A 25426-nucleotide genomic window follows, 5' to 3' on the forward strand; every position below is an offset into this window, starting at 1 on the left:
GGCGGGGCGCGACGCCCCCACCTCCCTCCATCCCTCCCCCTCCCGCCCCTTCCATCTGCTGAGTCCTTCGGTGAGACTGACTATCATCGAGAGCATGAAACGAACGTCGTTCGCCAACTGGCCGTGTTCCATCGCGCGGACCCTGGATCTGCTGGGCGACCACTGGACTCCCCTCGTCGTACGGGAGGCGTTCTACGGCATCCGCCGCTTCGAGGAGTTCCAGCAGTCGCTGGGCATCGCGCGCAACACGCTGACCGACCGGCTGCGCGCCCTGGTGGACGAGGGGGTGCTGCGCAAGCACCTCTACGAGAGCGAGCCGCCGCGCTACGACTACGTCCTCACGGAGAAGGGACGCGAGCTCTTCGCCGTACTGGCCACGATGTCCCGTTGGGGCGACCGGTGGCTGGCCGGCGAGGAGGGCGTCCCGGTGGTGTTCCACCACGAGACGTGCGGCCACGACGCCACGGTCGAGGCGGTGTGCTCCGTCTGCCGGCAGCCCATGGCGGCCGAGGAGACGTCGATGCGGATGGGGCCCGGCTATCCCGAGCGGCTCAGGCATCGGCCGGACGTGCGGCGCCGGTTCGGCCTCGAAGCTGACAACGCTTCCCGCCCTTGACAGGCTAAGTCTAATGAAGCAACTCTAGGGCCACATCCCCTGACGGCGAGGAGGCCGACGGACGTGGAGTGGACGGGCGCGCGCTACGCGGACAAACCCACGGTCGAGGTGACGACCTGGATCGATGCCCCACCGGAACGGGTGTGGGCGCTGGTGGGCGACATCGCTTCGATGCCGGACATGAGCGAGGAACTCCAGTCCGTCGAATGGCTCGACGGGGCCGACGTACCGGCCGTGGGCGCCAGGTTCGTCGGGCACAGCGCACACGAGGCGCTCGGCGCCTGGTCGACGACGTCACACGTGATCGAATGCGAACCGGGGCGGGTCCTCGCCTGGGCGGTGGAGGACCCCTCCGAACCCTCGGCGATCTGGCGCTTTCGGCTCCGGCCCGAGAACGGCGGGACGCGGCTGTCGGAATGGATGCAGCTGGGCCCGGGGCGGTCGGGGCTGTCGTTCGCGATCGACCGTATGCCGGACAAGGAGCAGAAGATCGTGTTCGTAAGGCTGCGGGAGTTCGAGCGGAACATCACGGCGACGCTCGCCCACATCAAGAAGCGGGCGGAGGCGTGATGCGCACGGCCACCACGGTCGAGGCCTCGGGCGGCGAGCACTGGACCGACACGACGGACTTCGTCGTCGAGGCGGAGAAGCTCGGTCTGGACATCTGCTGGGTCGCCGAGGCCTGGGGTTCCGACGCCCCCTCGGCGCTGGGCTACTACGCGGCGCTGACCGACCGGATGCTCCTGGGGTCCGGGGTCATCCAGCTGGGCACGCGCACCCCGGCGGCCGTCGCGCAGACGGCCATCACGCTCTCCAACCTCTCCGGCGGGCGCTTCCTGCTGGGCCTGGGCGCCTCGGGCCCGCAGGTGATCGAGGGGCTGCACGGGGTGCCCTTCGCCCGGCCCCTGCGTCGTATGCGGGAGACCGTCGAGATCGTGCGGCGCCTGCTCGACGGCGGCAAACTCAGCTATTCCGGTGCGGAGTTCACCGTACCGCTGCCGGGCGGCGAAGCCGTCCCGATGCGACTGTCGACGCGGGCCGAGCACCCGATCCCCCTGTACCTGGCCGCGCTGTCCCCGGCCATGCTGCGGCTGACCGGGGAAGTCGCCGACGGCTGGCTGGGCACCAGCTTCGTGCCCGAGGGCTCGGGCGACGCCTACTTCGCGCACCTCGACGAGGGGCTAGCCCGCGGCGGCCGGACCCGTACCGATCTGGACGTCTGCCAGGGCGCCGAGGTCGCCTTCGCGCCCGACGAGGAGGCCCTCCGCGCGATGACGGCCGGCCGCCGGAAGGAACTGGCGTTCAGCCTGGGCGGCATGGGCTCGGGGTCCACCAACTTCTACAACAAGGCCTACAGCCGCCAGGGCTGGGCGGAGGTCGCCGCCGAGGTGCGCGAGCGCTGGCAGGCCGGGGACCGGGAGGGTGCCGCGGCACTGGTGACCGACGACATGGTGCTGGGCACGACGCTGATCGGCACGGAGGCCATGGTGCGCGAGCGGCTCAGGGTGTGGCGCGAGGCCGGTGTCGACACCGTGCGCCTCTATCCGGCCGGGGACACCCTCAAGGCCCGGCTCACCACCTTGGCCAGGGCGATCGAGCTGGTGCGGCAGGTCGACGGCGCCCCCTGACAGGTGCGGCGGTGACGCCCCCAGACGGGTGCGCCACCGTCGCGCGGGCCGCCCTCGGGGGGCGGGGTGCCCTCGGGGGGCGGGGCGCCTCACCCGTCTCACCGACGGGAAGCGGCCGTCCCATTCCGCCCGCGCCCGCCCCGTCGACCCGGCGACACCGACTAGCCCAGGCGAATGATTCGCTGGTGCCGCCGGGTGAACCACGGGGAGCGGCCCCGCGCCGACGGCCATCGTCCGCCCGGGGCCGTTAGCGTCGGCTCCTGTGCCACTGAGCTACGCCTTCGTGAACCTCAAGCCCGGAGTGGGAAAGACGACCAGCGCCGTCTGGTTGGCCCACGCACTGCACGCGTCGGGTCTGTCACCGTTGCTCGTGGACAGTGACCCCGCCTCCTCCGCCCTGCGGTGGAGCGAACTCGCGGGCGGTTTCCCCTTCCCGGTCTTCGCCCTCCCCGTCGGTGACGTGCACCGGCGCGTGAACGACTTCCTCGACAACCGGCATGCGGTGGTGTTCGACGCCCCTCAGATGGAGGACCACGCCCACATCGCCCGGAGCATCATGCGGTACGCGAGCGAGTGGATCGTGCCCGTGACCCCGGCTCCGATCGAGCTGGACCGCATGGCCCCCATCGACCGGGAAATGGACGACATGCAGTCCCTGCGCTCCCAACCGGCGCGCGCGGCCGTCCTGTTGAACCGCACCAATCGTCCCGACGCCACACGTACCGGCCCCGACGCCGACGCCCGCGAAGCCCTGACCGAGCGCGGTTTCGACGTGTTGTCCACGCACATCCCGCGGCTCGACCTGTACGCCCAGTCCTTCGGCGGCCCCGTCGCGGTGGAGGGCACGGCCTACATGGACCTCGCGGAAGAACTCGTCAAGCGTCAGGACATGGTGTGAACCAGCGCAAGGACACCTACCGGGCCGCGCTCCAGCGCCGCCCGGACATCACCGCACCCTCCCCCGCCAAGGTGACGCGGCTGGACACCCGCTACCTCAAGGTGATCATCGAGGTGGACCCCGCGTTGCCCCACGACCTCACCCGCTGGGTGGGCCAACCCGTCTCCGCGCTCCTTCGGGCCGGCGCGGCGGTCCTACGCCCCCTGCGGCTGGACCGCTGACCCGGGGCTTCCTTCCCGCGGTGTGCCACCACGTCCTGCCGCCGGGGCAGCGGCTCTCAGCCGCCGCGACGCACCAGGGCCGCCTTGCGGGCCTCGGCGAGCTTGCGGGCCTCGCCGCCCTTGCGTGACTTGCCGCCGGTGCCGCGGGAGGCGTCCTTGCTGGTGCCCAGACCACGGAAGGGGGCGTTGGTGTTCTTGGGGCGAGGTGCGGCGGGCCCGCCGTCGAGCGGGGTACCGGAGGGGGCCCTGGCCCCGGTGATCCGGCTCAGCTCCGCCTCACCCGAGCGCACCTTGGTGATCGTCGGCTGGACGCCGGCCTCGGCCATCAGCCGGCTCACCTCGCGGCGCTGGCCCGACAGCACCAACGTGACGACGCTGCCCGACTCACCCGCCCGGGCGGTGCGGCCCGCGCGGTGCACATAGTCCTTGGGGTCGGTGGGCGGGTCGACGTTGACCACGAGATCGAGATCGTCGACGTGCAGGCCACGAGCCGCGACGTTGGTCGCCACCAGAACGGTGACCTGGCCGTTCTTGAACTGCGCGAGGGTGCGGGTGCGCTGCGGCTGGGACTTGCCGCTGTGCAGGGCCGCCGCGTGCACCCCGCTGGCCCGCAGATGCCGGGTGAGCTGGTCCACGGCGTGCTTGGTGTCGAGGAACAGCAGCACACGGCCGTCGCGGGCGGCGATCTCCGTGGTGACGGCATACCGGTCGGGGCCGTGCACGACCAGGACGTGGTGGCGCATCGTCGTGACCACACCCGCGGACGGATCGACCGAGTGGACGACGGGGTCGTGGAGGTAACGGCGGACCAGCTGGTCGACGTCACGGTCCAGGGTGGCTGAGAAGAGCATCCGCTGACCGTCGGGGTGCACCTGGTCCAGCACCTCGGTGACCTGCGGCAGGAAGCCCATGTCGCACATCTGGTCGGCCTCGTCGAGGACGGTGATCCGCACCCGTCCCAGACGGCAGTCCTTGCGCTCGACGAGGTCCTGCAGACGGCCGGGGGTGGCGACGACGACCTCGGCGCCGTTGCGGAGCGCGGAGACCTGTCGGCCGATCGACATGCCACCGACGACGGTGGCCATCCGCAGCCGGAGCGCGTCGGCGAACGGCGTCAGCGCCTCGGTGACCTGTTGGGCCAGCTCCCGGGTGGGCACCAGGATCAGCGCGAGGGGCTGCTTCGGTTCCGCGCGCCGTCCGGCTGTCCGTGCGAGCAGCGGAAGGCCGTAGGCGAGTGTCTTGCCCGATCCGGTGCGCCCGCGCCCCAGGACGTCGCGTCCCGCGAGGGCGCTGGGCAGCGTGGCCGCCTGGATCGGGAAGGGTTCGCGCATGCCGAGTTCGGTGAGCGTTCGCAGCACCTCGGCCGGCAGTCCCAGGCTCGCGAAGGAAGCGGCGGCCGGCTCGGTTCGGTGAGTGGTCACCGGCTGGGCGAGCTCGTCGGGCGACGCGCCGGGGCGGTTGGGGCGGTTCATGACCAGCCTTCCGTAGGGGAACGTACCGAGGAAGGCCCGGCAGGAACAGCGACCGGCGAAGCGAAGAGTCCAAGGGCACCGAGAGGTGCGGTCTCGCCCGCCGCCACGCACGCGCAAACATGTGAGGCTAGCACAGGGCGACGGGCGGCAGGTCGGCGACCAGGGGCGGCGGGGCGTACGGCGGTGAGGGTGCCGTACGCCCGCAGGCGGTCGATCGCGGGCGGTCCGGTGAGAGCCTGGGCGGTGCCGCCGTGTCCAGCCGCACGCCTCGGCGACTGGCGGCCCCGGCTCGGCCGGCGCCGGTGTGCGGGATCAGGCCGAGGCCCTCGGTTGGGACCTGTCGCCTCGGGCGCGCAGTTGCTCGTTGATGCGCTGGGCCTCTTCCAACTGGTCTTCGAGGATGACGATGCGGCAGGCGGCCTCTATGGGTGTGCCCTGGTCGACGAGTTCGCGGGCACGGGCGGCGATGCGCAGTTGGTAGCGGGAGTAGCGGCGGTGACCGCCTTCCGAGCGCAGGGGGGTGATCAGGCGGTGTTCGCCCAGTGCGCGCAGGAAGGCGGGGGTGGTGCCGAGCATCTCGGCGGCCCGGCCCATGGTGTAGGCGGGGTAGTCGTCGTCGTCGAGGTTGTCGACGGGACGGGGACCGGCAGGGGGCACAGACCTCTTCTTTCGGGGGACGCGTCGGGGGGCCCGGTGCCACCACTGGCATCCGGGCCCCGAGCTTTCAACACCATCTGCCGGCGAACCGCGCCGGCCTTCTTCTTCCGCAGGGCCGCCTGGGAGGGCGGGGCTGCGGGGATCGCGAATGCGTGACCGGGGACCACCTTCCAATCCGGGGCCTGCGTTACCCGGGCGGACTCCTCCTCGCCCGGGCGATCCTGATGGCGTTCGGCTCCTTACCTCGACTACTCGGTTGCACTGCTGGTACAGCGAATACTGCTCGCGCGGCAGTTCGTGTCTGCCGCGCCCACTTGGACTTCTTGGGTACGCGAGTAAGCATAGGCCTGCGACGAGCCAATGTCTACTGCCGCCGCGACAGTTTTTCTCCCTGACCGATGCATGCCCTTCTGTCGCTGAAGGGCGACGATTTCTCAGCTTGGCGTCAGGGTCGGCGCGGCCCGAAGCGTGAAGCCGATCGTGCCCATGCCGGTCGGGTCGACGCACCGGTGGTCAGCGCCGCCCGTGCGCGGGCACGGGCCGAGTCGGCGTGGCAGGCTTGCAAGGGAGCGCGCCGTTCGTCGCAACGCGGCAACGAAGGGGTACGACGCATGAACGAGAAGGAATTTGTCCATACCGTCGCCGAGCGCACCGGACTGAGCCGGCAGGAGGCTGCGGACCTGACCTGGGCCACGCTCGAGACGCTGGCCCACCGGCTGAGCCCGGGGGAGGCCAGGGATCTGATCGCCGAGCTACCCCAGGGCCTCGCGCAGCCGGTGCGCCGGGGAACCACGGATCGCATCGAGCGCTTCGGCCACCACGACAGCGTGCGGCGCGTGGCCGAACGCACCATGCTCAAGGAGGAGGAAGCGGACCGGGGCGTGCGGACCGTACTGACCGTGCTCCGGGAGGCGATCAGCGAGAAGGAGTTCAACGACCTGATGTCGCAGCTCGGAACGGACTTCTCCCAGGCCCTCGAATCCCCCGGGTGACCTCGGATCCTTTCGACCCCGGCCGCGCCGCGGTGGCAGCGGCCCGCTGACGTGCGACCACCCGTGCCGACGCGGGCGGGCGGACACCACCGACGGGTGAGCCGGCGCAGCGGGCGCGGCCCGGGCGTCACAGGGCGACGACGTGGAGGTCGACCAGTTCGAGCAGCGCCCGCAGGGCGGAGCTGGGCCGCCGGGTCGACGACGTGCCCAGCTGCATGCTCCAGCGGAGCGTCGTGCCGCGGACGTCGAGGACGTGCAGGCCGGGGGTGCGGGCGATGGCGAACGCGGGCAGGAAGGCGATGCCCAGACCGTGGCGGACCAGTGCCGCCCCCATGTCGATGTCCGGCACTTCCAGCGCCACCCGGCGTACCACGCCCGCCGCCGCGAACGCCCGGTCGACGACCTCGCGGTTGCCGTAGCCCGGCGGGAAGTCCACGAAGGGCTCCCCCGCGAGGTCCGCGAGTGCCACCTCCCCCCGCTGCGCGAGCGGATGGGCGGCGCTCACCACGAGGACGAGGGGCACGGTGGCCAGCTCACGTGCGTCGATCCCGGCGGGCTTGTGCTCGGGCAGCGACAGGAAGGCCACGTCCAGGTCCCCGCTGAGCAGCGCGTGCGCCAGTCCCGCCGAACCGGTCGTGGCCAGCCGCAGCCGGACGTCGATCGCCGGGTGCCGCGCGTGCAGCTGCCCGAGGAGCGCCGGCAGGTCGACCACCTCGACCGAGGCCATGGCGCCCACGTTCACCGTGCCGCGCAGCGTGTCCTGTGCGGCGCGCACGGCGTCCTGGGCGGCCTGGGCGGCGTGCAGGGTGGCCCGCGCCTCCGGCAGCAGCGCCGCGCCCGCCCCGGTGAGCCGGACCTTCTGCGACGTGCGCTCGAACAGCGCGCAGCCCAGCTCGCGCTCCAGGGAGCGGATCGCGGCGGAGACCCCGGACTGCACCACGTGCAGCCGACGGGCGGCACGCGTGAAACTCAGTTCCTCGGCGACCGCGATGAAGTGCTCCAGCTGACGTAGCTCCACACGAGAAGTATCACTCGCATTGCTCGAGCCCAGCAAAAACATTCGTTGGCATTGATCCTCGCTGGTGAGGATGATGGAGGACATCATCCGCTTCCACCCCGAGGAGGGGTACCCCTGCCTGCCGTTCCGACGCCGCTGAGCCGTCCCGCAGTCGACGCTCCCGGCGACCCGACCCACCGGATCCCCGCACCCGCCCCCGCCGGCCTGCCGCCCCGCGCCCCCGTCCGGCGCCGTGCCGCCCACTCGACCGGCTTCTGGTTCGTGGCGGTGGCCTTCACCGTGCTGATGGCCTTCGGCACCGCCCCGACCCCGCTGTGGCCGCTGTACGAGGCCCGGGACCACTTCGGCGCGACCACGGTCACGGTGGCGTACGCCTCCATGGTCGTCGGCGCGGCGGCCGCCTTCCTCGGACTGGGACACCTGTCGGACCGGCTCGGCCGGCGGCGCATCATCGTCCCGGCGCTGCTGGTCGGCATCGTCGCGTCGGTCGTACTGATCGTGTGGCAGGACCTGCCGGGGCTGATCGCGGGCAGGATCCTGAACGGTGTCGGACTGGGGCTGATGGCCTCGACCGCGACGACGTACCTGCACGACCTCCACCTCGAGGCTCGTCCGGAGCGGACGGGTTCGGTGCTGCCCGGCATCGTGGCGACCGCCGCCAACCTCGGCGGCCTGGCCTCGGGTCCCCTGGTCGCCGGAGCCGCCGCCGAGTGGCTTCCCGCGCCCCTGATCACCGCCCAGGCGATCTTCACGCTCGCCATGGCCGTGTGCCTGGCGCTGGTGCTGTGCACCCCGGAGACCGTGGACCTGGAGCTGCCCGCGGCCGAACAGCCCCGCAGGTTCGTCCTGCGCCCCGGCGGCCGGCGGACGTTCGGCGCGGCCGGCGCCCTTGGCGCCTTCGCCTTCGCGATCCTCGGCCTGATCTCCTCCCTCGGGGCGAGCGTGCTCCACGGCACCCTGCACACCGACTCGCACCTCGTGGTCGGCCTGGCGGCCTTCCTCATGTTCGGTTCCGCGGCGGCCGCCCAGCTGGTGCTGGGACGTCTCCCGCTGGCCCGGGTCCTGACCGTGGGGGCGGTGGTCTTCCCGGTCGGCCTGGTCCTGTGCGCCGTCGCCCTGTACCACCCGGCGCTCTGGCTCTACCTGGTCGCCGTGTCCCTGTCGGGAGCCGGCTCGGGGCTGCTGTTCAAGGGAGGCGTCGAACGTGCGGTCTCCGTGGCCGAGCCCGCCTCACGCGCGGGGGTTCTCGCCGTCTTCTTCGTCGTCGCGTACCTCGGGATGGGCCTGCCCTCCGTCCTGTTCAGCATCGCCCTGCGGCACTTCGCCGTGCAGACCGCGATGATCGGCTTCGCGGCGGTCCTCTCCTGCGGCGCCGTCGGGTCGGTCGCCGTCGCGTTGCGCGACCGCCCGGCCGGCCCCGGCGCTCCCTCCGCGCGGTCCGGCCGCCCCTCCTGACCTTCCCGCGGCGCGCGCGCCACCGGTTGCCTGGCAGGCGTGTACCTGGGCACTCGGTGCCGGTGCGCGTCACATGGACGCGCGGCGGACGGGAGGCACGAGATGTCTGCGGAATCGGTCGGAAGCATCGCACTCCCCTCCGGTGAGGAGATCGCGGCGCTCGGGCAGGGCACCTGGTACCTGGGTGAGGACCCGGCCCGGCGGGAACAGGAGATCTCCGCGCTGCGGCTGGGCGTGGAACTGGGCATGACCGTGGTCGACACGGCGGAGATGTACGGCGACGGCGCGGCCGAGGAGCTCGTCGGGGAGGCCCTCCGGGGGCACCGGGAGGAGGTCTTCCTCGTCAGCAAGGTGCTGCCCGGCCACGCCGACCGCAAAGGCACCGTCGCCGCCTGCGAGCGCAGTCTGCGGCGGCTGCGCGCGGAACGGCTGGACCTCTACCTGCTGCACTGGCGGGGACGGTGGCCCCTCGAGGAGACCCTCGCGGGATTCACGGACCTGATGGAGGCGGACAAGATCCGTTACTGGGGCGTAAGCAATCTGGACGCCGCCGACATGGTCGAGCTGACGACCCTGCCCGGCGGCGCCGCCGTGGCCGCCGACCAGGTGCTGTACAACCTCTCCCGGCGCGGCATCGAGTGGGATCTGCTCCCCTGGTGCCGCGAGGCCGGGGTGACGGTCATGGCCTACTCCCCGATCGAGCAAGGGCGACTGCTGGAGGGCGAGGCCCTGGGCGCCGTGGCCCGGGCCCTCGGAGCCACGCCGGCCCAGGTGGCACTCGCCTGGGTGCTGCAACAGGGGGTGGCCGCGATCCCGCGTTCCGGATCACCCGACCACGTTCGGGAGAACCGTGCCGCGGCGGACCTCCACCTTCCCACCGAGGCTCTCGACGCCCTCGACCGGGCGTTCCCGCCGCCCAGCGGACCCACGCCGCTGGAGATGCTCTGACGGAGAACGCCGCGCCTTGCAGTCGCGGGGATGCTGGTTACGCACGGGTTTGTGCCGTACCGACTGGGTACCGGCCGACCTGCCTCACAGCCCGCGCTATTGCCCCCGACGGGATCCGCACATAGTTGTCCGCCGCCGTCGACACCATCGGCGCCGGCCTGCAACCCAACGCCCTGGACGCCGTTGGCTGACGACACCGTGACTTCGCCTCCTGACCTGCCAGACGGACTGGTGATCGTGTCCGCCTTGCTGAGGCAATTCGAGCGCCCATGCGCACTTGCGTGCGCCCATCACTGCGCTCGTACGGTGCCGAGCCATGTCAGCATCCGCGGAAGAGGTACTCGACCGACTCAGCGCAGAGATCCCCGTCCGTATCAATTCGACTGCTGCTCTGGTCACGGACACGAACAAGGCAGCTGCGGCCATCGATCGACAGCGCCTTCGGAAGCAGGACGAGAAAGAGCCGAGGTCCCGCAAACCCGAACTCGAACCGTTACGAGGCGCCGACCGACAAGATCTTGTCTCCACCCCCTGGGACCTGCTGGGCGTCTTCGCGCGAGCCACCACCCTCGCCCGACAGGGACGCGGCAGAGGACTGGCCGAACACTGGCAAGGACTGAAGTATTGTCAGGCCCTGGCCACCGGTCCGAGTGGTCACATGGCCCTGACCGATGAGGGCCACAGCCCGGAGCTCTCCTACAGGGCCATGCAAGCGCGAGAATTGGGCCGCGCCTTCGGACTCGCCGTCGCTGAACGCGCTGTCCGGAACCGTTTTCCGGGCCACATGGTCTGCACCCTGGATGCAGAGGCCATACTCCTGGCGGGCTTCGCGCGCTCCGGCCCGCGACCGTCCCTGGGCGCCCGGCCACGCCCCGACTTCTTCATCGAAGCGTGGCGGCCGGACGAGCCGTCGCGTGTCTTCGTGGTGACGGTCAACGGCAACCACCAGAAGGCCACCAAGCGCACTGCCAAGGCTGACCGCTCAGCATTCAAGCAGCTCGCGAGGGGGAGCGAGCGCGCCGAATACTTCCACCTTGCGGAGTGGAACACCACGCCGTGCCTCTTGATGTCCACCGAACTACTCTCCTTGGACGGCATCACCGTCAACGCTCTGCAGGCGCCGGGCGAAGGACTGCTGCCCGCGAGACCGGCCACTGGGCGAGGGAGTGCGGACGCAGCCCTGTCGGAACGGAACCTCGCGTACGCCGGCGCGGTGAAGGTACCTGTCGACGGCCTCGGAGAACGGCCCCAGGACGGGTTCCTCATCCCTCGAAAGGAGCTTGGCTGGTACGGTCAGCTGCTCGCGCGCACCGGAGCCGCGGGCCAGCTGGCATTCGCCGGCGCGGGCACGGAAATCGCCCAGTACCTGACCGACAAACAGGGGCACAAGCACTACAGGCAGCAGACCTTCGCTGGTTCGTCCAGCGTCCTGGACGCACGGCACAAGATAGGCCCGACGGTCTACGTCGGCACCGATCAAGTATTCCGACTCAACCGGATCCGTGTCGAGGCGTTCTCAGGGGTAGCCGAGGAACTGTACGACCTACTGGTCAGGGGCCAGGTGGAGGCGTACCGGAACCGGGCATACGAGCTACGCGACACCTACCCGACAAGCACCACGGCCCCGCTGTGGGGTCCCGTCTCCTTCGGCACCGACGGCACCGTGATAGCTCTGCGCGTGCTGTCGGATAAGGGTGACGAGGAGAGCCCGTGAGGCAGCACCTGCCTCACGGCGGACGTGAACTCAGTCGCCCTTCGACTCGGGCACGGCACCATGAGCCCGCGACGGCTTGTGGTCGGCGGCGGTTCAGCCGTCCCAGGTCCAGTCGGCGACCTCGGGCAGGTCCATGCCGTGCTCCCTGATCCAGACGTGGTGGCGCTGCCGGGTGTCCTCCATCCGCTGGCGTACGGCCGCCGCGCGGACCGCCAGGCCCGGGACTCGGTCGATGACGTCCATGACGAGGCGGTAGCGGTCGAGGTCGTTGCGGACCACCATGTCGAAGGGGGTGGTCGTGGTGCCGATCTCCTTGTACCCGCGTACGTGCAGGTTCGCGTGCCCGGTGCGGCGGTAGGCCAGGCGATGGATGAGCCAGGGGTAGCCGTGGTAGGCGAAGATCACCGGCTTGTCGGCGGTGAACAGACCGTCGTACTCGAAGTCGCTCATGCCGTGCGGGTGCTCATCGCCCGGGAGCAGCCGGGCGATGTCGACGACGTTGACGACGCGCACGACCAGATCGGGCAGGTGACGGCGGAGCAACCGGGCCGCGGCCAGGATCTCCTGGGTCGGTACGTCGCCCGCACAGGCGAGCACCACGTCCGGTTCCCGGGTGCCGTCCTCGGTGCCGGCCCACTCCCAGATGCCGGCGCCACGGGCGCAGTGGACCTTCGCCTCCTCCATCGACAGCCAGTCCAGGCAGGGCTGCTTGCCGGCCACGACGACGTTGACGTAGTTCCGGCTGCGCAGGACGTGGTCGGCGACGGACAGCAGGGTGTTGGCGTCCGGCGGGAAGTAGACCCGCACGGCCTCGGGGCTCTTGTTGAGGATGTGGTCGACGAAGCCGGGGTCCTGGTGGGAGAAGCCGTTGTGGTCCTGTCGCCACACGTGTGAGGTCAGCAGGTAGTTGAGGGAGGCGATGGGAGCGCGCCACGACAGGCGACGGGTGGTGCGCAGCCATTTGACGTGCTGGTTGACCATGGAGTCGACGATGTGCACGAACGCCTCGTAGCAGGAGAACAGCCCATGCCGCCCGGTGAGCAGGTAGCCCTCCAGCCAACCCTGGCAGGTGTGTTCGGAGAGGATCTCCATGACCCGGCCGTGCGGGTCGAGGTCTTCGTCCACCGGCAGGGTCTCGGCCTGCCATGCCTTGCCGCTGGCCGCGTAGACGGCCTGGAGCCGGTTGGAGGCCGTCTCGTCGGGGCCGACGAGCCGGAAGTCGCGCCGGGCGGCGGTGGCGGCCATGACGTCCTGAAGCATGTCGCCGAGGACCCGGGTCGGTTCGTGGAGGGTGGCGCCGGGCTTGTCGACCTCGACAGCGTACTTCTCCAGTGGCGGCAGCGGCAGTTCACGCAGCAGCAGACCACCGTTGGCATGCGGGGTGGCGCCGAGCCGGCGGGTGCCCCGCGGGACGCACGCCAGCACGTCCGGGCGCGGGGCGCCGTGCTCATCGAACAGCTCCTCGGGCCGGTAGGAGCGCAGCCACTGCTCCAGCTGCCGCAGGTGCTCCGGGTTGTCCCGGACCGCGGCCAGCGGCACCTGGTGAGCACGCCAGGTGCCCTCCACCGGCAGCCCGTCGACCTCGGCGGGACCAGTCCAGCCCTTGGGTGTGCGCAGGACGATGACCGGCCAGCGCGGCCGGTCCGAGGTCCCGTCCTCGCGAGCCGCACGCTGGATCGCCGCGATGCGGTGCAGCGCGGCGTCCATCGCGCCGGCCATCGCTCGATGGACGGCCATGGGGTCGTCACCGGTGACGTGCACCGGATCATGGCCGTAGCCGCGCAGCAGATCGTCCAGTTCGGCCTCGGGGAGCCGGGCCAGGACGGTCGGGTTGGCGATCTTGTAGCCGTTCAAGTGCAGGATCGGCAGGACGGCGCCGTCGCGGACCGGGTCCAGGAACTTGTTCGAGTGCCAGGACGCGGCCAGCGGTCCCGTCTCGGCCTCGCCGTCACCGATCACACAGGCGACGACCAGGCCCGGGTTGTCGAAGGCGGCGCCGTAGGCGTGGGAGAGGGAGTAGCCGAGTTCGCCGCCCTCGTGGATCGAGCCCGGCGTCTCGGGAGCGACGTGACTGGGCACCCCGCCGGGAAAGGAGAACTGCTTGAACAGCCGGGCCATGCCGGCCGCGTCCCGGGTAACGTCCGGGTACGTCTCGGTGTACGAGGCCTCCAGCCAGGAGTTGGCCAGCACCGCGGGTCCGCCGTGGCCGGGGCCCCAGATGCACAGGGCGTCCAGGCCGCGGGCCTTGATGACGCGGTTGAGGTGGGTGTGCACCAGGTTCAGGCCCGGGGAAGTGCCCCAGTGGCCGAGCAGCCGCGGCTTGACGTGCTCGGGCCGCAGGGGTTCGGTCAGCAAGGGGTTGGCCATCAGATAGATCTGGCCGACGGCCAGGTAGTTCGCGGCGCGCCAGTGGGCGTCCAGCGTCCTCAGCTCTTCCTCGTCCAGCCGAGGGGGCGCCTGCTGCGTGTCGGGGGCCATCGGGAATCCTTCCCTGCCTAGGCGAGCGTTCACGGCGCGGTGCGTGCGGGCCGCTGTACGACCCACCTTCCACCGGGGCACCGGGTACCCGACAGGGCCGTTCGGGCCACCCGGCAGAGCGAGTCATCCGATCGAGTGCAGAACCAGGAGAGCTTCGTGACCGCCGGCCGCGAAGTCGGGCCTCTGAACCCCGGGGTGTCTGCTTCTCCTCAACGCCGGCCGGCTCGGGGACCGTCACGGCTGCTCCCCGGCCGGCCGATGCATCCGCGCCGTCGCGGCACTCCGTCCGGAGGGCCACCCGGCCCCCGCAGTGCCCGGTCGGCCCCTGTGCCACCGGGCCACGCCGCTGGACGCTGACGACTGAATCGTCGCAGGGAGAGTTCGTGATGACCGGCCTCCAGCAAGCCCCGGTGCACGCCCTGCTGTCCGATGGGACCACTGTCCGCATCCGGCAGGCGGGTCCGGCGGATCGGCAGGCAGTGCAGCGGCTGTACGAGGAGATGTCACCGCAGAACCTCCGACTCCGGTTCTTCTCCGTCAGCCCGTCCTCCGCCCTGCAGGCCGCCGAGCGGGTGGCCGGAGGCGACCGCCCGGGATACCGCGCGCTGGCCGCCGAGTGCGGCGGGCGGCTCGTGGGGCTGGCCGAGTACGAGGGTCTGCCGGGCACCAGCACGGCGGATATCTCGGTGGCCGTGGCCGACGACTGGCACCACCGCGGTGCGGCCACCCTCCTGCTGGAGCACCTCGCGGACGCCGCGCGTACGGCGGGCGTCACCGCCTTCAGCGCCGACGCCCTGGCCGAGAACCACGATGTGCTGAAAGTCTTCCACGATCTCGGACTGCGCGTCACTCGCCGTTTCGACGGACCCGAGGTGCACTGCGCGGTGGAACTCACCGAGGACGAGACCTACTTGCGCGCGGTCGAGGACCGGGGTCGGGTCGCCGACATCACCAGCCTGCAGCCGCTGCTGCGGCCACGGACGGTGGCGGTGATCGGCGCGGGCCGCAGACCGGGGTCGGTCGGGCGTGCGGTCCTGCGGAGCATCCGCAACGGTTCCTACACGGGCCGGCTGTTCACCGTGCATCCGGAGGCCGCCGCCATCGCCGGGGTGCACGCATGGCGATCCGTCGCCGACCTTCCGCAGGTGCCGGACCTGGCCGTGATCGCCGTACCCGCCGTATCCGTCCCCGCAGTGGCCGAAGAGTGCGGAAACGTGGGCGTACGCGCCCTGCTCGTGGTGTCCGCGGGCCTGGACACACCCCAGGGCAGTGCGCTGATGGACGCCTGTCGACGCCACGGTATGCGGCTCGTCGGCCCGAACTGTCTGGGCCTGGCCAACACCGAGGAAGACGTCCACCTGGACGCCACCTTCGCCGCACGGCATCCCGGACCGGGCACAGCAGGGGTGGCGGTGCAGTCCGGCGGTGTCGGCATCGCGCTGCTGGACGGGCTGGGCCGCCTCGGCATCGGGGTGTCGACCTTCGTCTCGCTCGGCGACAAGTACGACGTCAGCGGCAACGACATGCTCCAGTGGTGGGAGAGCGACGGGCACAGCGACCTTGCGCTGCTCCACTTGGAGTCCTTCGGCAACCCGCGCGCCTTCTTGCGCACCGCCCGCCGGGTGGCCGGAGTCATGCCGGTGCTGACCGTGGACGCGGGCCGGTCCGAGGCCGGACGGCGGGCGGCCGCCTCGCACAGCGCTGCCACCGCCACCCCGACGATGACCCGGCAGGCCCTGTTCACCCAGGCCGGGATCATCGCCACCCGCACCGTCGGCGAGCTCCTCGACACCGCGGCCCTGCTGCACAGCCAGCCGCTGCCCCACGGCACCAAGGTCGTCGTGGTCGGCAACGCGGGCGGAGCCGGCGTCCTGGCCGCCGACGCGTGTGTGGACGCCGGGCTGGTGGTCCCGCCACTCGCCGCCGATCTGGTGGACGAACTCATCGCCCTGTTGCCCGACGGCGCCACCGCGACCAACCCCGTGGACGTCACAGCGGCCGTCGGCGAGGAGACCCTGCGTGCTGCCACCGATCTCCTGGCGCGGCGCGGTGCTGCCGACTGTGTCCTCGTGAGCCTGGTCCCCACGGCGGTCGCCACGGCCACCGGAGAGAACCCGGTGCGGGCCCTGACCTCGGGTCCTGGCCCGCTCGCCTGTCCTGTCGCCGCGGTCCTGCCAGGGCAGGCGGCCCGCGTCGAACTGCTGCCGGCCTTCGGCGGGGGCACCGTGCCCGCGTACTCCGACGCCGAGGACGCCGCCCGCGCCCTCGCTCACGCAGCGACCCGTGGGAACTGGCTCGCTCGATCCCCAGGCATCGTGCCGGAACTGCCGGACGTGGCGACCGTACGCGCGAAGTCCCTGGTCACCACCTATCTGGACGCCCATGCGGAGGGCGGCTGGCTCGACCCCCGGACCGCGGCCGCGCTCCTGGACTGCTACCGGATCCCACAGACCCCCTGGGCGTGGGCCCGGGACGAGAACGAGGCGGTCACCGCAGCCGAGCGCCTCGGGGGCCCGGACGGGCACGTGGTGATCAAGGCCTACTGGCCGGGACTCGTGCACGAGAGCGAGCAGCACGCCGTCCACCTCGATCTGCAGAACGCTTCGCAGGTCAGGGCCGCACACCGCGATCTCGTGAGGCGGTTCGGCGACCGGATGACCGGAGTCGTCGTCCAGCCGCTCGCCGAAAGCGGCACCGAACTGTTCGCCGGGGTCGTCCAGGACGAGGTCTTCGGCCCCCTCGTGGTGTTCGGCCTCGGCGGGACCGCGACCGGGCTGCTCGCCGACCTCGCCGCCCGGCTCGCGCCGCTGACCGACCTGGACGTGCACGACCTGCTCACCTCCCCGCGCTGTTCTCCCCCGCTGTCCAGCCGTGCCGGCAGCCCCGCCGTCGATCTCGACGGCCTGGCGCAGCTCCTGCACCGCCTCTCCCGGATGGCCGCGGACCTGCCCCAACTGGCGGAGGCCGACCTCAACCCTGTGCTGACCGGCCGACGCGGTGCCGCCGTCCTCGACGCTCGCGTACGACTGGTCCCGCGCCGGCCGCACGACCCGTACCTGCGCCGGCTTCGCTGACGGGGCCGCGACCGTGGCACGGGAGGACGGCCACCTCGGTGGAGGGGCGATTCGTCTCAACGGGCCATGGGGTCAGTCGGCCCCGGAGACAGCCATTCCCCGCGACATGAGCCGAAAGGCTCAGCAGGGGGCCGGACGGCCCGTGGTGGCGGCTCGCGAGCGCGCGCACGCTGGGATCGACAACCCATGAAGGGAGCCGGTGCGATGACCTCCGCGACCACCAGGAGCACAGGGCTGGAGCCCGTGCACCACGAACGGCTGATGCGCCTCGCCCGCGAGGTCTCCTTCGAGGCCGGCACCCGTCTGTTCGAGGAGGGCCGGCACGCCGACCGCTTCTGGATCGTCCGCACCGGAACCGTCGCCCTCGATCTGCACGTGCCCGGCCGCCGCTCGGCCATCGTCGGATCGCTCGGGCACGGCGAACTCGTCGGCTGGTCGTGGCACTTCCCGCCCTACCTCTGGCACCTGGGCGCCGAGACGACGACTCCGGTGCGGGCCTGGGAGTTCGACGCCGAGGAGGTACGCGCGATGTGCGCTACGGACCCCGCCTTCGGACGGGCCGTAGCGGTGTGGGCGGGATGTGTGGTCGCCCAGCGGCTGCACGCCACCCGAGTACGGCTGCTCGACCTGTACGCCCCCTACGGAAGCGGTGAGCAGTGGTGACCGCGCGCCCGCTCCGCCCGGCCGAACGGCCTTGGGAGGAAAGCGCGTGCAGCAGCCCCCACCGGGTGAGCGATGTGATGACCCGGCCCGTCGTCGCGGTGGGACGCACGGCCCTGTTCAAGGACATCGTCGAACGGATGGCGCGGTGGAAGGTCAGTGCCCTTCCCGTGCTGGAGGGCGACGGGCGGGTGGTCGGGGTGGTCTCCGAGGCCGATCTGCTGCCGAAGGAGGAGTTCCGGGACAGCGACCCGGACCGGTTCACCCGGCTGCACCGGCTGTCCGACCCGGCCAAGGCCGGGGCAGTGTGCGCCGAAGAGCTGATGAGCGCCCCGGCGGTCACCGTCCATGGGGACGCCACGCTCGCCGCGGCGGCACGGATCATGGGCTTGCGGCACGTGAGGCGTCTGCCCGTGGTGGATGCCGAGGGCGTCCTCGAAGGGGTGGTCGGTCGCGGGGACCTGCTGAAGGTGTTCCTGCGTCCCGACAACGACCTGGCGGACGAGATCCGACGCGACATCGTCGACGTCCTTTTCCCGGCCCCGGCCGAACCCGTTCACATTGCCGACTTACTGTCGCCGACTCCGACGCCGGGTGAGGCCGTCGGCGCACCCGTCCCGCACAGCCGATGTCAGCGGCCATCAGGCAGGAGCCGTCGGTCGCGGGTCCGGCAGGTCCGGGTCGAGGTCGGGGTGGCGTGGCGGGCCGGTGAGGGCGCAGTGTACGTCCACCACGCCCGGCACGGCCCGCGCGAGGCGGGCGGCGATCGGGACCAGGGCCGTCTCGTGCACTCGGCCGGTGAGAGTGACGACACCGTCCCGCACCCGGATGCGGACGGATTCGGCGTGCGGGCCGAAGAGCCGGGCGACGACGTCGCGCCTTACCTCTTCAGCGATGTCCGTGTCGTCCCGAAGGAAGGTCTTCAGCAGGTCTGACCGGCTGACGATGCCCTGCAGGATGCCGTCGTGGCGGACGACCGGCAGCCGCTTCACTCTGGCACAGGCCATGAGGCGCGCGGCCTGGCCGAGTGTGGCCTGCGGCGTCACGGTGACGGCCGGGGCGGTCATCAGCTCACCCGCGGTCACCGCGCCCGCCTTGACCACGTCGGCGGAGCGCTGCGCCTGAGCGTAGTAGCCCACGACGTCCTCGCCGTATTCCTCCTTGAGCAGCAGGTCGGCCTCGGATACGACGCCTACGACATGTCCGCCGTCGTCCAGCACGGGAAGGGCACTGACCCCCCACTCCTGCATCGTCCGCACGATGTCCTTGAAAGCGGCCCCCGTGCGCAGGGCGACGACCTTGCGGGTCATCACGTCGTTCACGACGCGGGGAGTGCCGCTCATGGCGTCCTCCAGGTTCCGGGTGCCGTAGCGGGACACCTTCAGACTGCGCGGGCGAGCGCTCTTCGGACAGGGGCCGAACGGCCCCGTCCGCAGGTCCCCGACCACGCCGTCACATCGCCTGGGAACGGGTGAGCGGCACTCGCCAGCGCAAGAGGGCGCCGCCCGCGTCGGGGCTGGACACCTCGAACCGCCCTCCCAGCTGTTCCGCCCTCTCCGCCATGTGGCGCAGACCGCTGCGCCGGCCGTGAGGCGGGATGCCCACACCGTTGTCCGAGACCGTCAGGACGACGTCGCGGCCGTCGGTGGTCAGGACGACCTGCGCCCGGCCGGCGTGGGCGTGCCGGGCGATGTTGGTGAGGGCCTCGGAGAGGACGGCCATGATCTGGTCGGCGATCTCGCCCGGCACATCCGTGTCGAGGAGGCCTTCCATGCGCACGCTGGGCGCGAATCCCAGCACCGGAGTCTCCTCGCCGACCAGGCGCACGACCCGGGCTCGCAGTCCGGCGTCGGCTGTGCCCGCGCGCGTGCGCAGCCCGAAGATGGCGGAGCGGATGATGCGGATGGTCTCGTCCAGGTCGTCCACGGCTCGCAGCACAGGCTCGGAGGCCTCCGGGTGTTCGATGAAGCGCCCGGCGCTCTGCAGGGTCATGCCGGTGGCGAAGAGCCGCTGGATGGCCAGGTCGTGCAGGTCCCGCGCGATCCGGTCGCGGTCCTGGAGCACCGCGATCCGTTCGGCGTCCTTGCGGCGCTCGGCCAGTTCCATGGCGATGGCGGCCTGGGCGGCGAATCCGCCCAGCATGTCCGCCTCCTGCCCCGAGAACACCGGCCGGCCGGCTTCGCGGGCCACCAGCACGGCGCCTCGTACGCCGCCTCCGCCCGTGCCGATGGGGACGGCGACAGCGGGGCCGAGCCCGTGGAAGCGCGCGGGCTCCGGGGAAATCCGCTGGTCTTGGTGCACATCGTCGCTGGTGACCGGGGCGGCACTGGAGAAGGCAAGGCCCATCAGCGTCTTTGGCAGGGACAGCACCAGGCCCTGGTGCGCCTCGGCGTCCACACCGACGGCGATCTCCACCGTGAGGGATTCCGTGTCCTGTACGGGCAGCGCCACCGCCGCCAGTGCCGATCCCATGATCTCGCGGGCACGTTCCGCGATCAGTCTCAAGGCCTCGGCGCGTTCACTGCCGGACATGAGGCAGTGAGTGATCTCGGCGTTCGCCCGCAGCCACCGCTCCCGCAGCCGGGACTCCTCGTAGAGGCGAGCGTTGTCGATGGCCACACCGGCTGCCACGGCCAGTGTGGACAGCACCGACTCGTCCTCCTGGTCGAACTGCGCACCGCCACGCTTCTCGGTCAGGTAGAGGTTGCCGAAGACCTGGTCGCGGACCCTGATGGGGACGCCGAGGAAGCTGTTCATCGGGGGGTGGTGGGCCGGGAAGCCGTACGAGGCAGGGTGCTGGGATATCTTCTCCAGCCGGAGCGGCTCCGGGTGCCGGATCACTTCACCGAGGATGCCGTGCCCCTCCGGGAAGTGACCGATCTCGGCGATTCGCTCCTCGGTCACCCCGACGGTGTGGAAGGCCGACAGGGTCGTGCCACCGGGACCGATGACCCCCAAGGCGGCGTATTCCGCGTCGACCAGGACGGCGGCGGCCTCCACGATGGAGCGCAGGGCCTGTTCGAGCTGCAGTTCCCGGCCGACGGAGAGCACCGCCTCCAGCAGACTGTGCACCCTGTCCCGGGTGCCACGGGCCGCGTCGATGCGGGCCTGCAGCTCCTCCAGCAACTCGTCGAGCTTCAGTTCCGGCAGGCGTACCCGGGGCTCCTGCGAGTTCGCCACGACGCTCCTCCATGTCCCCTCGTACGCGAGTCCGGACGGTCGCGGTCATTGCCCACGGTAATCATCCTCCGTGCGAAAGGCAGCCCGGTCGCCTCGGTGACGGCGCCTTTCGGCGATAGGCGTGGGTACCCAGAGGCAGACAGAGCGCCGGTCGGCCCACCCCTTGGGGGCCGGTGCACCTGCCCCGGCACGCGGCTCCGCCCCAGGCTGGAAGCTACGGAGTCCGCACAGCCGGGGAGTGGCGTCATGGCCCGCTATGTGTACAGCTTCCAGGACGGGGGCCGCGACCTCGCCGACGTGCTCGGTGGGAAGGGCGCGAACCTGGCCGAGATGCCCCGGCTGGGCCTGCCGGTGTCGCCGGGTTTCGTCGTCACCACCGAGGCGTGTCGCGTCTTCCCGGCCACGAGTGAGGCGCCGGAGGGCCTCTCTCCGGACGTTTCCGGGCACCTGTCCGCGCTGGAGTCGGCTCCCGGGCGGCTGCTCGGGCAGTGGGAGGACCCGCTGCCGGGCTCCGTCCGCTCCGCGGCCCGGTTCTCGACGGCGATGCAGGTCGGGGCGGCGCTCGACCATGACGGGGTGGGCGGGCTGGTCCCGGCCGCCGTGGAGGAGGGCCGTGCGGCCCGCCCGGATCTGGAGACCGGCGTGTGCGGCGCGCACGGGGGGGCGAAGGAGGCTCACAACGGACCGATGGCGTGCGGCTTGCCCCAGTGGTCGGTTCCCGACGTGCACTGGCCGAGGCCCTCGAGCGAGGGTCTCGGCCAGTGGGAACAACGAAGGCTCAGACGCCGTGTCTCAGCCGCTTTCCGGTACGACGGCCACCGGGCAGGCCGCGCGGTGGAGCACCCCGTGGGCGACGCGGCCGAGTTGGCATCCGAAGTGGCCGTGACGGCGCCGGGCGCCCACGACGAGCAGGTCGGCTTCACGGGAGACGGCCAGCAGGGCGTCCCGCGCGAAGCCCTCGATCGTACGGCGTTGTACCTGCAGGTCGGCCGGAACGGTCGCCAGCGCCTCCTCGACCAGTTCCGCGGCCGGCACGTCTTCACAGTGGGCCGGCTCTCCGTTGACCAGCGGGTGCGCCCGGGGCTCGTACAGCGACCGCCGCCAGGCCCGCACAGCCTCCAGCGTGACTCCGCGCAGCAGGGCCTCCTCGACCGCGAACCGCAGGGCAGCCGAGCCGGCCGGCTTCCCCGCCACACCAAGGACGATGCGACCGGGTGCCTCCGAGCGGACCCTGTTGTCATGGCTTCCGCGCAGCACGATCACCGGGCAGTGCGCGTGCCCGGCCACCGTGAGGCTCACGGAGCCGAGCAGCGCCTCGGTCACGCCGCTGCGGCCACGGCAGCCGAGGACCATGGCGAGGGCACCGCCGCTCTCCCGGATCAGGCCGTATTCGGCTTCCTCGGGCAGCACGTCGGTGGTGGCCTTCACGCCTGGCTGCCGGTGACGGGCGCGCCGCTCGGCGGTCTCGACGATGTCGTCGGCCATCACCTCCTCCGAGGGTTTGCCGAGGTCGTCGGCGAGGGACATGCCCTCGTAGCGCTCCCAGAGCGAGGCGTAGACCAGTCGGAGCGAGGCCCCGCGCAGTGCTGCCTCGTCGGCGGCCCACTCCACGGCTCTCAGACTCGGCTCCGAGCCGTCGACACCGACGACGATCGGGAGGTCCACGAGCTCGCCGAAGGCCCGTGCGGCTGATGCCTTCATGGATGTCTCCTCACGGGACGGCTGTTCAGCCGTGCGCGACCACGGCGACGGGCGCGGCGATATGGCGGAGTGCCGCGCGGGTGACAGGGCCGATGTGAGGGCCGAACGACCCGGTGCGGATGCGGCGGCCGACGACCACGAGGGAGGCGTCGCGGGAGTCGTTGACGAGGACCTGGGGGGGACTGCCGCATCGGGTCGCCTCGATCACCTCGACGTCCGGGAACTTCTCCCGCCAAGGACACAGCACTTCGCCGAGGAGCGCGACGCGCCCTCGTTCGAGGGAATCATGCGGTCCGCGCAGCCCGGGGTCTGTGGCGAAGCCGTGGAAGGAGGTCGGCGGTACCGGCCGGACGTGCACGGCCCGCAGGGCGGCATCGCGGCGCGCGGCCGCCTCGAAGGCGAACGCCAGCAGCGTGTCGTCCGGCTCCCCGACGTCGATGCCGAGCACGACGGGACGGAAGGGCGCCGCGGCGCAGGGCACCCCCGCCGGGTCCATCCGGTGCTCGTCCGCGGCCCGCCCGCCCGCCCGCACCAGCACCACCGGGCGCTCGGCGCAGGCCACCACGCCGAGGCTCACCGATCCGACCATGAAGCCGCCGAGCCCGCCGAGGCCCCGCGAACCCAGCACCAGCAGCTCGGCGAAACCCGCTGCCTCGCACAGGACGTCGGTCACGGTTCCCGTGAGCTGCTCGGTGGTCACCTCGATGCCCGGGTGGCGGAGCCGGATGCCGTCCGCGGACTCGAGTACCAGCTGCTCGCCCCACCGCCGGTAGCCGCCCAGGTCCTGCAGCGGGGTCCGGGCCACATACCGGGGCGTCGGCTCCAGCACGTGCACGATCTTCAGGGGCAGACCGCTGAGCAGCGCTTCGCGCGCCGCCCACTCGGCTGCCGCACGGCTCTCGGACGAGTCGTCGAGGCCTACGGTGACGGTTCGGGACACGGTTTCCACCTCCCGGTGCGGAAGTCCTGGAAACAGGGTGACTCGCCCGCCGTCTCCGGCAGCAGGGGCCATCCGGCCCGGTCGGGGTCCGGCCGACCCTCTCCGAATCCGAGTCCGAGTGCAACGCCGTAGGGCCGGACGGCCCCTGGCACGCCGGCGCCCGCGCGGAACAGGCTGGAAGGCGCCCGACATCCCGGCGAGGCTCTTACGGAGTCACCATGTACGGCACCCCGCGCTCCGTCAGCGACGTCATGACCCAGCCGGTCGCCGCCGTCGGCCGACGGGCCCTTCAAGGAGATCGTGCAACTGATGCGGGAGTGGCAGATCAGCGCCCTGCCCGTCATCGAAGGCGAGGGCCGGGTGGTCGGCGTCGTCTCCGAGGCCGACCTGCTGCCGAAGGAGGAACTCCGGGACGACCCCGACGGGGGGCTACCTGTCCCTCCGCCCGGACCACCGACGTGGCGAAGGCGAACGCCCTCACCACGGAAGAGCTGATGAGCTCCCCGGCCGTCACGGTCCGGGCGAACGCCACCGTCGCCGAAGCCGCGCGCACCATGGCACGCCAGGAGGTCGAGAGGCTGCCGGTCGTGGACGACGCGGGCCTGTCGGCGGGCATCGTCAGCCGCGCCGACCTGCTGAAGGTCTTTCTGCGCGGGGACGAGGAGATCGCCGAGGAGGTCCGGCGTGAGACCGCCTCGCACCTCTTCCCGTCGCCGTCGTCGGCTGTGCGGGTGGAGGTGGCGGACGGCGTGGTGACGCTCACCGGCCGGATCCATGACACGGCCCTTGTTCCGATCGCCGCGCGCCTGGTCAGAGCCGTTGAAGGGGTCGTGGACGTGAAGTTCGACCTGCCGCGTGACGGAGGGCCGCGGGAGCGGGAGCGGTGCCCCGCCGGCTGACGGGGGCCGGTCGGCCCTAGCGCGACCGGCACAGGCGGTTGATGATCGACCCTTGGGGCAGTCGGCAGAGCGCCGGCCGCGGAATGAGGTCACCATGACCGAGACACAGGCCTTCAGCGAGCAGAACCCGATCCGCGTCTTCCTGCTGGACGACCATGAGGTCGTACGACGCGGCCTTACCGACCTCCTCGGCGCGGAACCGGACATCTCGGTGGTCGGCGACGCGGACACCGCGGAACACGCGCTGACGCGGGGTCCCGCTCTGCGGCCCCATGTCGCCGTGCTCGACGTCCGGCTGCCCGACGGCGACGGCATCACGGTCTGCCGTGAACTGCGCGACCGCATGCCGGGGCTGGCGTGTCTCATGCTGACCTCCTTCGACGACGAGGAGGCTCTGCTGGACGCCATCATGGCCGGGGCGTCCGGCTACGTGTTGAAGCAGATCAAGGGCTCCGACCTGGTGTCGGCCGTGCGCACCGTCGCCTCGGGGCAGTCGATGCTGGACCCGGCGACGACCGCCCGGCTGATGCGGTCCTTGCGGGCCGACCCGGCCGAGGTGCCGTCGCTGCCCCCCGAACTGGCCGCGCTCTCACCGCGGGAACGCGACATCCTCGCGCTTATCGGTGACGGTCTGACCAACCGCGAGATCGGTAAGAAGCTGTACCTGTCGGAGAAGACCGTCAAGAACCACATCTCCCGGCTGCTGGCCAAACTGGGTGTGCAGCGTCGGGTCCAGGCGGCGGTCCTCGCCTCCCAGCTGGACCCGTACGGCTCCGCCGACCATGCCCCCGGCTAGATGCGATCACTCCCGCCGTCCAGACGGAGGCCCTGTCGGCCCCCGACGACGAACAGGCCGGCCAATTGGCGGCTTGTTG

Annotated in this window: 20 protein-coding genes and 3 pseudogenes; 15 read left to right on the plus strand and 8 right to left on the minus strand. The window is 71.6% G+C overall.

What is annotated here, in order from left to right; all coding sequences use genetic code 11:
* Window positions 1-94: 94 nt before the first annotated feature.
* From ACIBA9_RS07855 to ACIBA9_RS07875, 5 genes are all read left to right on the plus strand, one after another.
* Window positions 95-616 carry a winged helix-turn-helix transcriptional regulator gene (locus tag ACIBA9_RS07855; RefSeq protein ID WP_399360678.1) on the plus strand — a complete coding sequence of 174 codons (522 nt, stop codon included), beginning with the start codon at window positions 95-97 and terminating at the stop codon, window positions 614-616.
* A 63-nt stretch (window positions 617-679) separates the two neighbouring features.
* The gene (locus ACIBA9_RS07860; RefSeq protein WP_399360680.1) at window positions 680-1186 is read left to right on the plus strand and encodes an SRPBCC family protein; all 507 of its coding nucleotides are present in this window, start codon (window positions 680-682) and stop codon (window positions 1184-1186) included.
* Window positions 1186-2244 carry an LLM class flavin-dependent oxidoreductase gene (locus ACIBA9_RS07865; RefSeq protein WP_399360683.1) on the plus strand — a complete coding sequence of 353 codons (1059 nt, stop codon included), beginning with the start codon at window positions 1186-1188 and terminating at the stop codon, window positions 2242-2244. Before ACIBA9_RS07860 ends, ACIBA9_RS07865 begins: the two co-directional genes overlap by 1 nt.
* 262 nt (window positions 2245-2506) lie before the next feature.
* Window positions 2507-3142, plus strand: coding sequence for an AAA family ATPase (locus tag ACIBA9_RS07870; protein ID WP_399360685.1), 636 nt, complete (start codon window positions 2507-2509; stop codon window positions 3140-3142).
* Window positions 3139-3363 carry a hypothetical protein gene (locus tag ACIBA9_RS07875; RefSeq protein ID WP_399360687.1) on the plus strand — a complete coding sequence of 75 codons (225 nt, stop codon included), beginning with the start codon at window positions 3139-3141 and terminating at the stop codon, window positions 3361-3363. Before ACIBA9_RS07870 ends, ACIBA9_RS07875 begins: the two co-directional genes overlap by 4 nt.
* Window positions 3364-3419: 56 nt before the next feature.
* Here the strand turns inward: ACIBA9_RS07875 and ACIBA9_RS07880 are convergent, their stop codons facing one another.
* Together ACIBA9_RS07880 and ACIBA9_RS07885 are read right to left on the minus strand one after the other, a co-directional pair.
* On the minus strand, window positions 3420-4835 hold the full coding sequence (locus ACIBA9_RS07880) for a DEAD/DEAH box helicase (RefSeq protein ID WP_399360689.1): 1416 nt from the start codon (window positions 4833-4835) through the stop codon (window positions 3420-3422).
* A gap of 312 nt (window positions 4836-5147) precedes the next feature.
* Complete coding sequence (locus tag ACIBA9_RS07885) at window positions 5148-5492, minus strand: MerR family transcriptional regulator (protein WP_362159356.1); 345 nt, start codon at window positions 5490-5492, stop codon at window positions 5148-5150.
* Between the two features lie 398 nt (window positions 5493-5890).
* Between ACIBA9_RS07885 and ACIBA9_RS07890 the strand changes: the two genes are divergently transcribed.
* Entirely contained in the window at window positions 5891-6484 is a 594-nt protein-coding gene (locus ACIBA9_RS07890; protein ID WP_399360691.1) for a DUF2267 domain-containing protein, read from the plus strand.
* Between the two features lie 127 nt (window positions 6485-6611).
* Here ACIBA9_RS07890 and ACIBA9_RS07895 read toward each other — a convergent pair whose 3' ends face one another.
* Window positions 6612-7502 carry a LysR family transcriptional regulator gene (locus ACIBA9_RS07895; protein WP_399360694.1) on the minus strand — a complete coding sequence of 297 codons (891 nt, stop codon included), beginning with the start codon at window positions 7500-7502 and terminating at the stop codon, window positions 6612-6614.
* A gap of 267 nt (window positions 7503-7769) precedes the next feature.
* Here ACIBA9_RS07895 and ACIBA9_RS07900 point away from each other — a divergent pair, with 267 nt between their 5' ends.
* The 3 genes from ACIBA9_RS07900 (at window position 7770) to ACIBA9_RS07910 (ending at window position 11619) form a co-directional block, all read left to right on the plus strand.
* A complete protein-coding gene (locus ACIBA9_RS07900) occupies window positions 7770-8957 on the plus strand; it encodes an MFS transporter (protein ID WP_399360696.1) in 1188 nt (395 codons plus the stop codon).
* 102 nt (window positions 8958-9059) lie between these two features.
* Window positions 9060-9905: an aldo/keto reductase gene (locus ACIBA9_RS07905; protein WP_399360698.1), complete on the plus strand. Its 846-nt coding sequence runs from the start codon at window positions 9060-9062 to the stop codon at window positions 9903-9905.
* A 316-nt stretch (window positions 9906-10221) separates the two neighbouring features.
* Window positions 10222-11619, plus strand: a complete 1398-nt coding sequence (locus ACIBA9_RS07910) for a hypothetical protein (protein ID WP_399360700.1) — start codon at window positions 10222-10224, stop codon at window positions 11617-11619.
* A 93-nt stretch (window positions 11620-11712) separates the two neighbouring features.
* Here the strand turns inward: ACIBA9_RS07910 and ACIBA9_RS07915 are convergent, their stop codons facing one another.
* Window positions 11713-14097 (minus strand): phosphoketolase, encoded by a 2385-nt coding sequence (locus ACIBA9_RS07915; protein WP_399360701.1) that lies wholly within the window; start codon window positions 14095-14097, stop codon window positions 11713-11715.
* Window positions 14098-14483: 386 nt separating this feature from the next.
* On the opposite strand from ACIBA9_RS07915, the gene ACIBA9_RS07920 reads away from it, so the two are divergent.
* The 3 genes and pseudogenes from ACIBA9_RS07920 to ACIBA9_RS07930 all read left to right on the plus strand — a co-directional run.
* Window positions 14484-17171 carry a GNAT family N-acetyltransferase gene (locus ACIBA9_RS07920; protein ID WP_399360703.1) on the plus strand — a complete coding sequence of 896 codons (2688 nt, stop codon included), beginning with the start codon at window positions 14484-14486 and terminating at the stop codon, window positions 17169-17171.
* A 204-nt stretch (window positions 17172-17375) separates the two neighbouring features.
* The gene (locus ACIBA9_RS07925) at window positions 17376-17834 is read left to right on the plus strand and encodes a Crp/Fnr family transcriptional regulator (RefSeq protein WP_399360705.1); all 459 of its coding nucleotides are present in this window, start codon (window positions 17376-17378) and stop codon (window positions 17832-17834) included.
* Between the two features lie 77 nt (window positions 17835-17911).
* Window positions 17912-18394: pseudogene (locus ACIBA9_RS07930) on the plus strand (CBS domain-containing protein); the annotation flags it as partial.
* Between the two features lie 78 nt (window positions 18395-18472).
* Here ACIBA9_RS07930 and ACIBA9_RS07935 read toward each other — a convergent pair.
* Both ACIBA9_RS07935 and ACIBA9_RS07940 read right to left on the minus strand, forming a co-directional pair.
* On the minus strand, window positions 18473-19174 hold the full coding sequence (locus ACIBA9_RS07935; RefSeq protein WP_399361260.1) for a CBS domain-containing protein: 702 nt from the start codon (window positions 19172-19174) through the stop codon (window positions 18473-18475).
* Between the two features lie 109 nt (window positions 19175-19283).
* Window positions 19284-21011, minus strand: coding sequence for a GAF domain-containing protein (locus ACIBA9_RS07940; protein ID WP_399360707.1), 1728 nt, complete (start codon window positions 21009-21011; stop codon window positions 19284-19286).
* A gap of 246 nt (window positions 21012-21257) precedes the next feature.
* Here ACIBA9_RS07940 and ACIBA9_RS07945 point away from each other — a divergent pair.
* A pseudogene (locus tag ACIBA9_RS07945) lies at window positions 21258-21620 on the plus strand (PEP/pyruvate-binding domain-containing protein); the annotation flags it as partial.
* Window positions 21621-21803: 183 nt separating this feature from the next.
* On the opposite strand, the gene ACIBA9_RS07950 reads toward ACIBA9_RS07945, so the two are convergent.
* Together ACIBA9_RS07950 and ACIBA9_RS07955 are read right to left on the minus strand one after the other, a co-directional pair.
* Window positions 21804-22712, minus strand: coding sequence for a universal stress protein (locus ACIBA9_RS07950; protein ID WP_399360709.1), 909 nt, complete (start codon window positions 22710-22712; stop codon window positions 21804-21806).
* Window positions 22713-22737: 25 nt separating this feature from the next.
* Complete coding sequence (locus ACIBA9_RS07955; RefSeq protein WP_399360711.1) at window positions 22738-23652, minus strand: universal stress protein; 915 nt, start codon at window positions 23650-23652, stop codon at window positions 22738-22740.
* Window positions 23653-23870: 218 nt separating this feature from the next.
* Between ACIBA9_RS07955 and ACIBA9_RS07960 the strand changes: the two are divergent.
* Both ACIBA9_RS07960 and ACIBA9_RS07965 read left to right on the plus strand, forming a co-directional pair.
* A pseudogene (locus tag ACIBA9_RS07960) lies at window positions 23871-24551 on the plus strand (CBS domain-containing protein).
* A 94-nt stretch (window positions 24552-24645) separates the two neighbouring features.
* The gene (locus ACIBA9_RS07965; protein WP_399360713.1) at window positions 24646-25347 is read left to right on the plus strand and encodes a response regulator; all 702 of its coding nucleotides are present in this window, start codon (window positions 24646-24648) and stop codon (window positions 25345-25347) included.
* Window positions 25348-25426 lie beyond the last annotated feature (79 nt).

This window comes from Streptomyces sp. NPDC051452 (assembly GCF_044454765.1).
In the GTDB taxonomy this organism is placed as follows: Bacteria; Actinomycetota; Actinomycetes; order Streptomycetales; family Streptomycetaceae; genus Streptomyces.

Bases quoted from the DNA above. Each gene is read 5' to 3' on its own strand.
- ACIBA9_RS07855 (WP_399360678.1), top strand. From the start codon at position 95: ATGAAACGAACGTCGTTCGCCAACTGGCCGTGTTCCATCGCGCGGACC.
- ACIBA9_RS07865 (WP_399360683.1), top strand. From the start codon at position 1,186: ATGCGCACGGCCACCACGGTCGAGGCCTCGGGCGGCGAGCACTGGACC.
- ACIBA9_RS07880 (WP_399360689.1), bottom strand. From the start codon at position 4,835: ATGAACCGCCCCAACCGCCCCGGCGCGTCGCCCGACGAGCTCGCCCAG.
- ACIBA9_RS07890 (WP_399360691.1), top strand. From the start codon at position 5,891: ATGCATGCCCTTCTGTCGCTGAAGGGCGACGATTTCTCAGCTTGGCGT.
- ACIBA9_RS07905 (WP_399360698.1), top strand. From the start codon at position 9,060: ATGTCTGCGGAATCGGTCGGAAGCATCGCACTCCCCTCCGGTGAGGAG.
- ACIBA9_RS07910 (WP_399360700.1), top strand. From the start codon at position 10,222: ATGTCAGCATCCGCGGAAGAGGTACTCGACCGACTCAGCGCAGAGATC.
- ACIBA9_RS07915 (WP_399360701.1), bottom strand. From the start codon at position 14,097: ATGGCCCCCGACACGCAGCAGGCGCCCCCTCGGCTGGACGAGGAAGAG.
- ACIBA9_RS07920 (WP_399360703.1), top strand. From the start codon at position 14,484: ATGACCGGCCTCCAGCAAGCCCCGGTGCACGCCCTGCTGTCCGATGGG.
- ACIBA9_RS07925 (WP_399360705.1), top strand. From the start codon at position 17,376: ATGACCTCCGCGACCACCAGGAGCACAGGGCTGGAGCCCGTGCACCAC.
- ACIBA9_RS07935 (WP_399361260.1), bottom strand. From the start codon at position 19,174: ATGAGCGGCACTCCCCGCGTCGTGAACGACGTGATGACCCGCAAGGTC.
- ACIBA9_RS07950 (WP_399360709.1), bottom strand. From the start codon at position 22,712: ATGAAGGCATCAGCCGCACGGGCCTTCGGCGAGCTCGTGGACCTCCCG.
- ACIBA9_RS07965 (WP_399360713.1), top strand. From the start codon at position 24,646: ATGACCGAGACACAGGCCTTCAGCGAGCAGAACCCGATCCGCGTCTTC.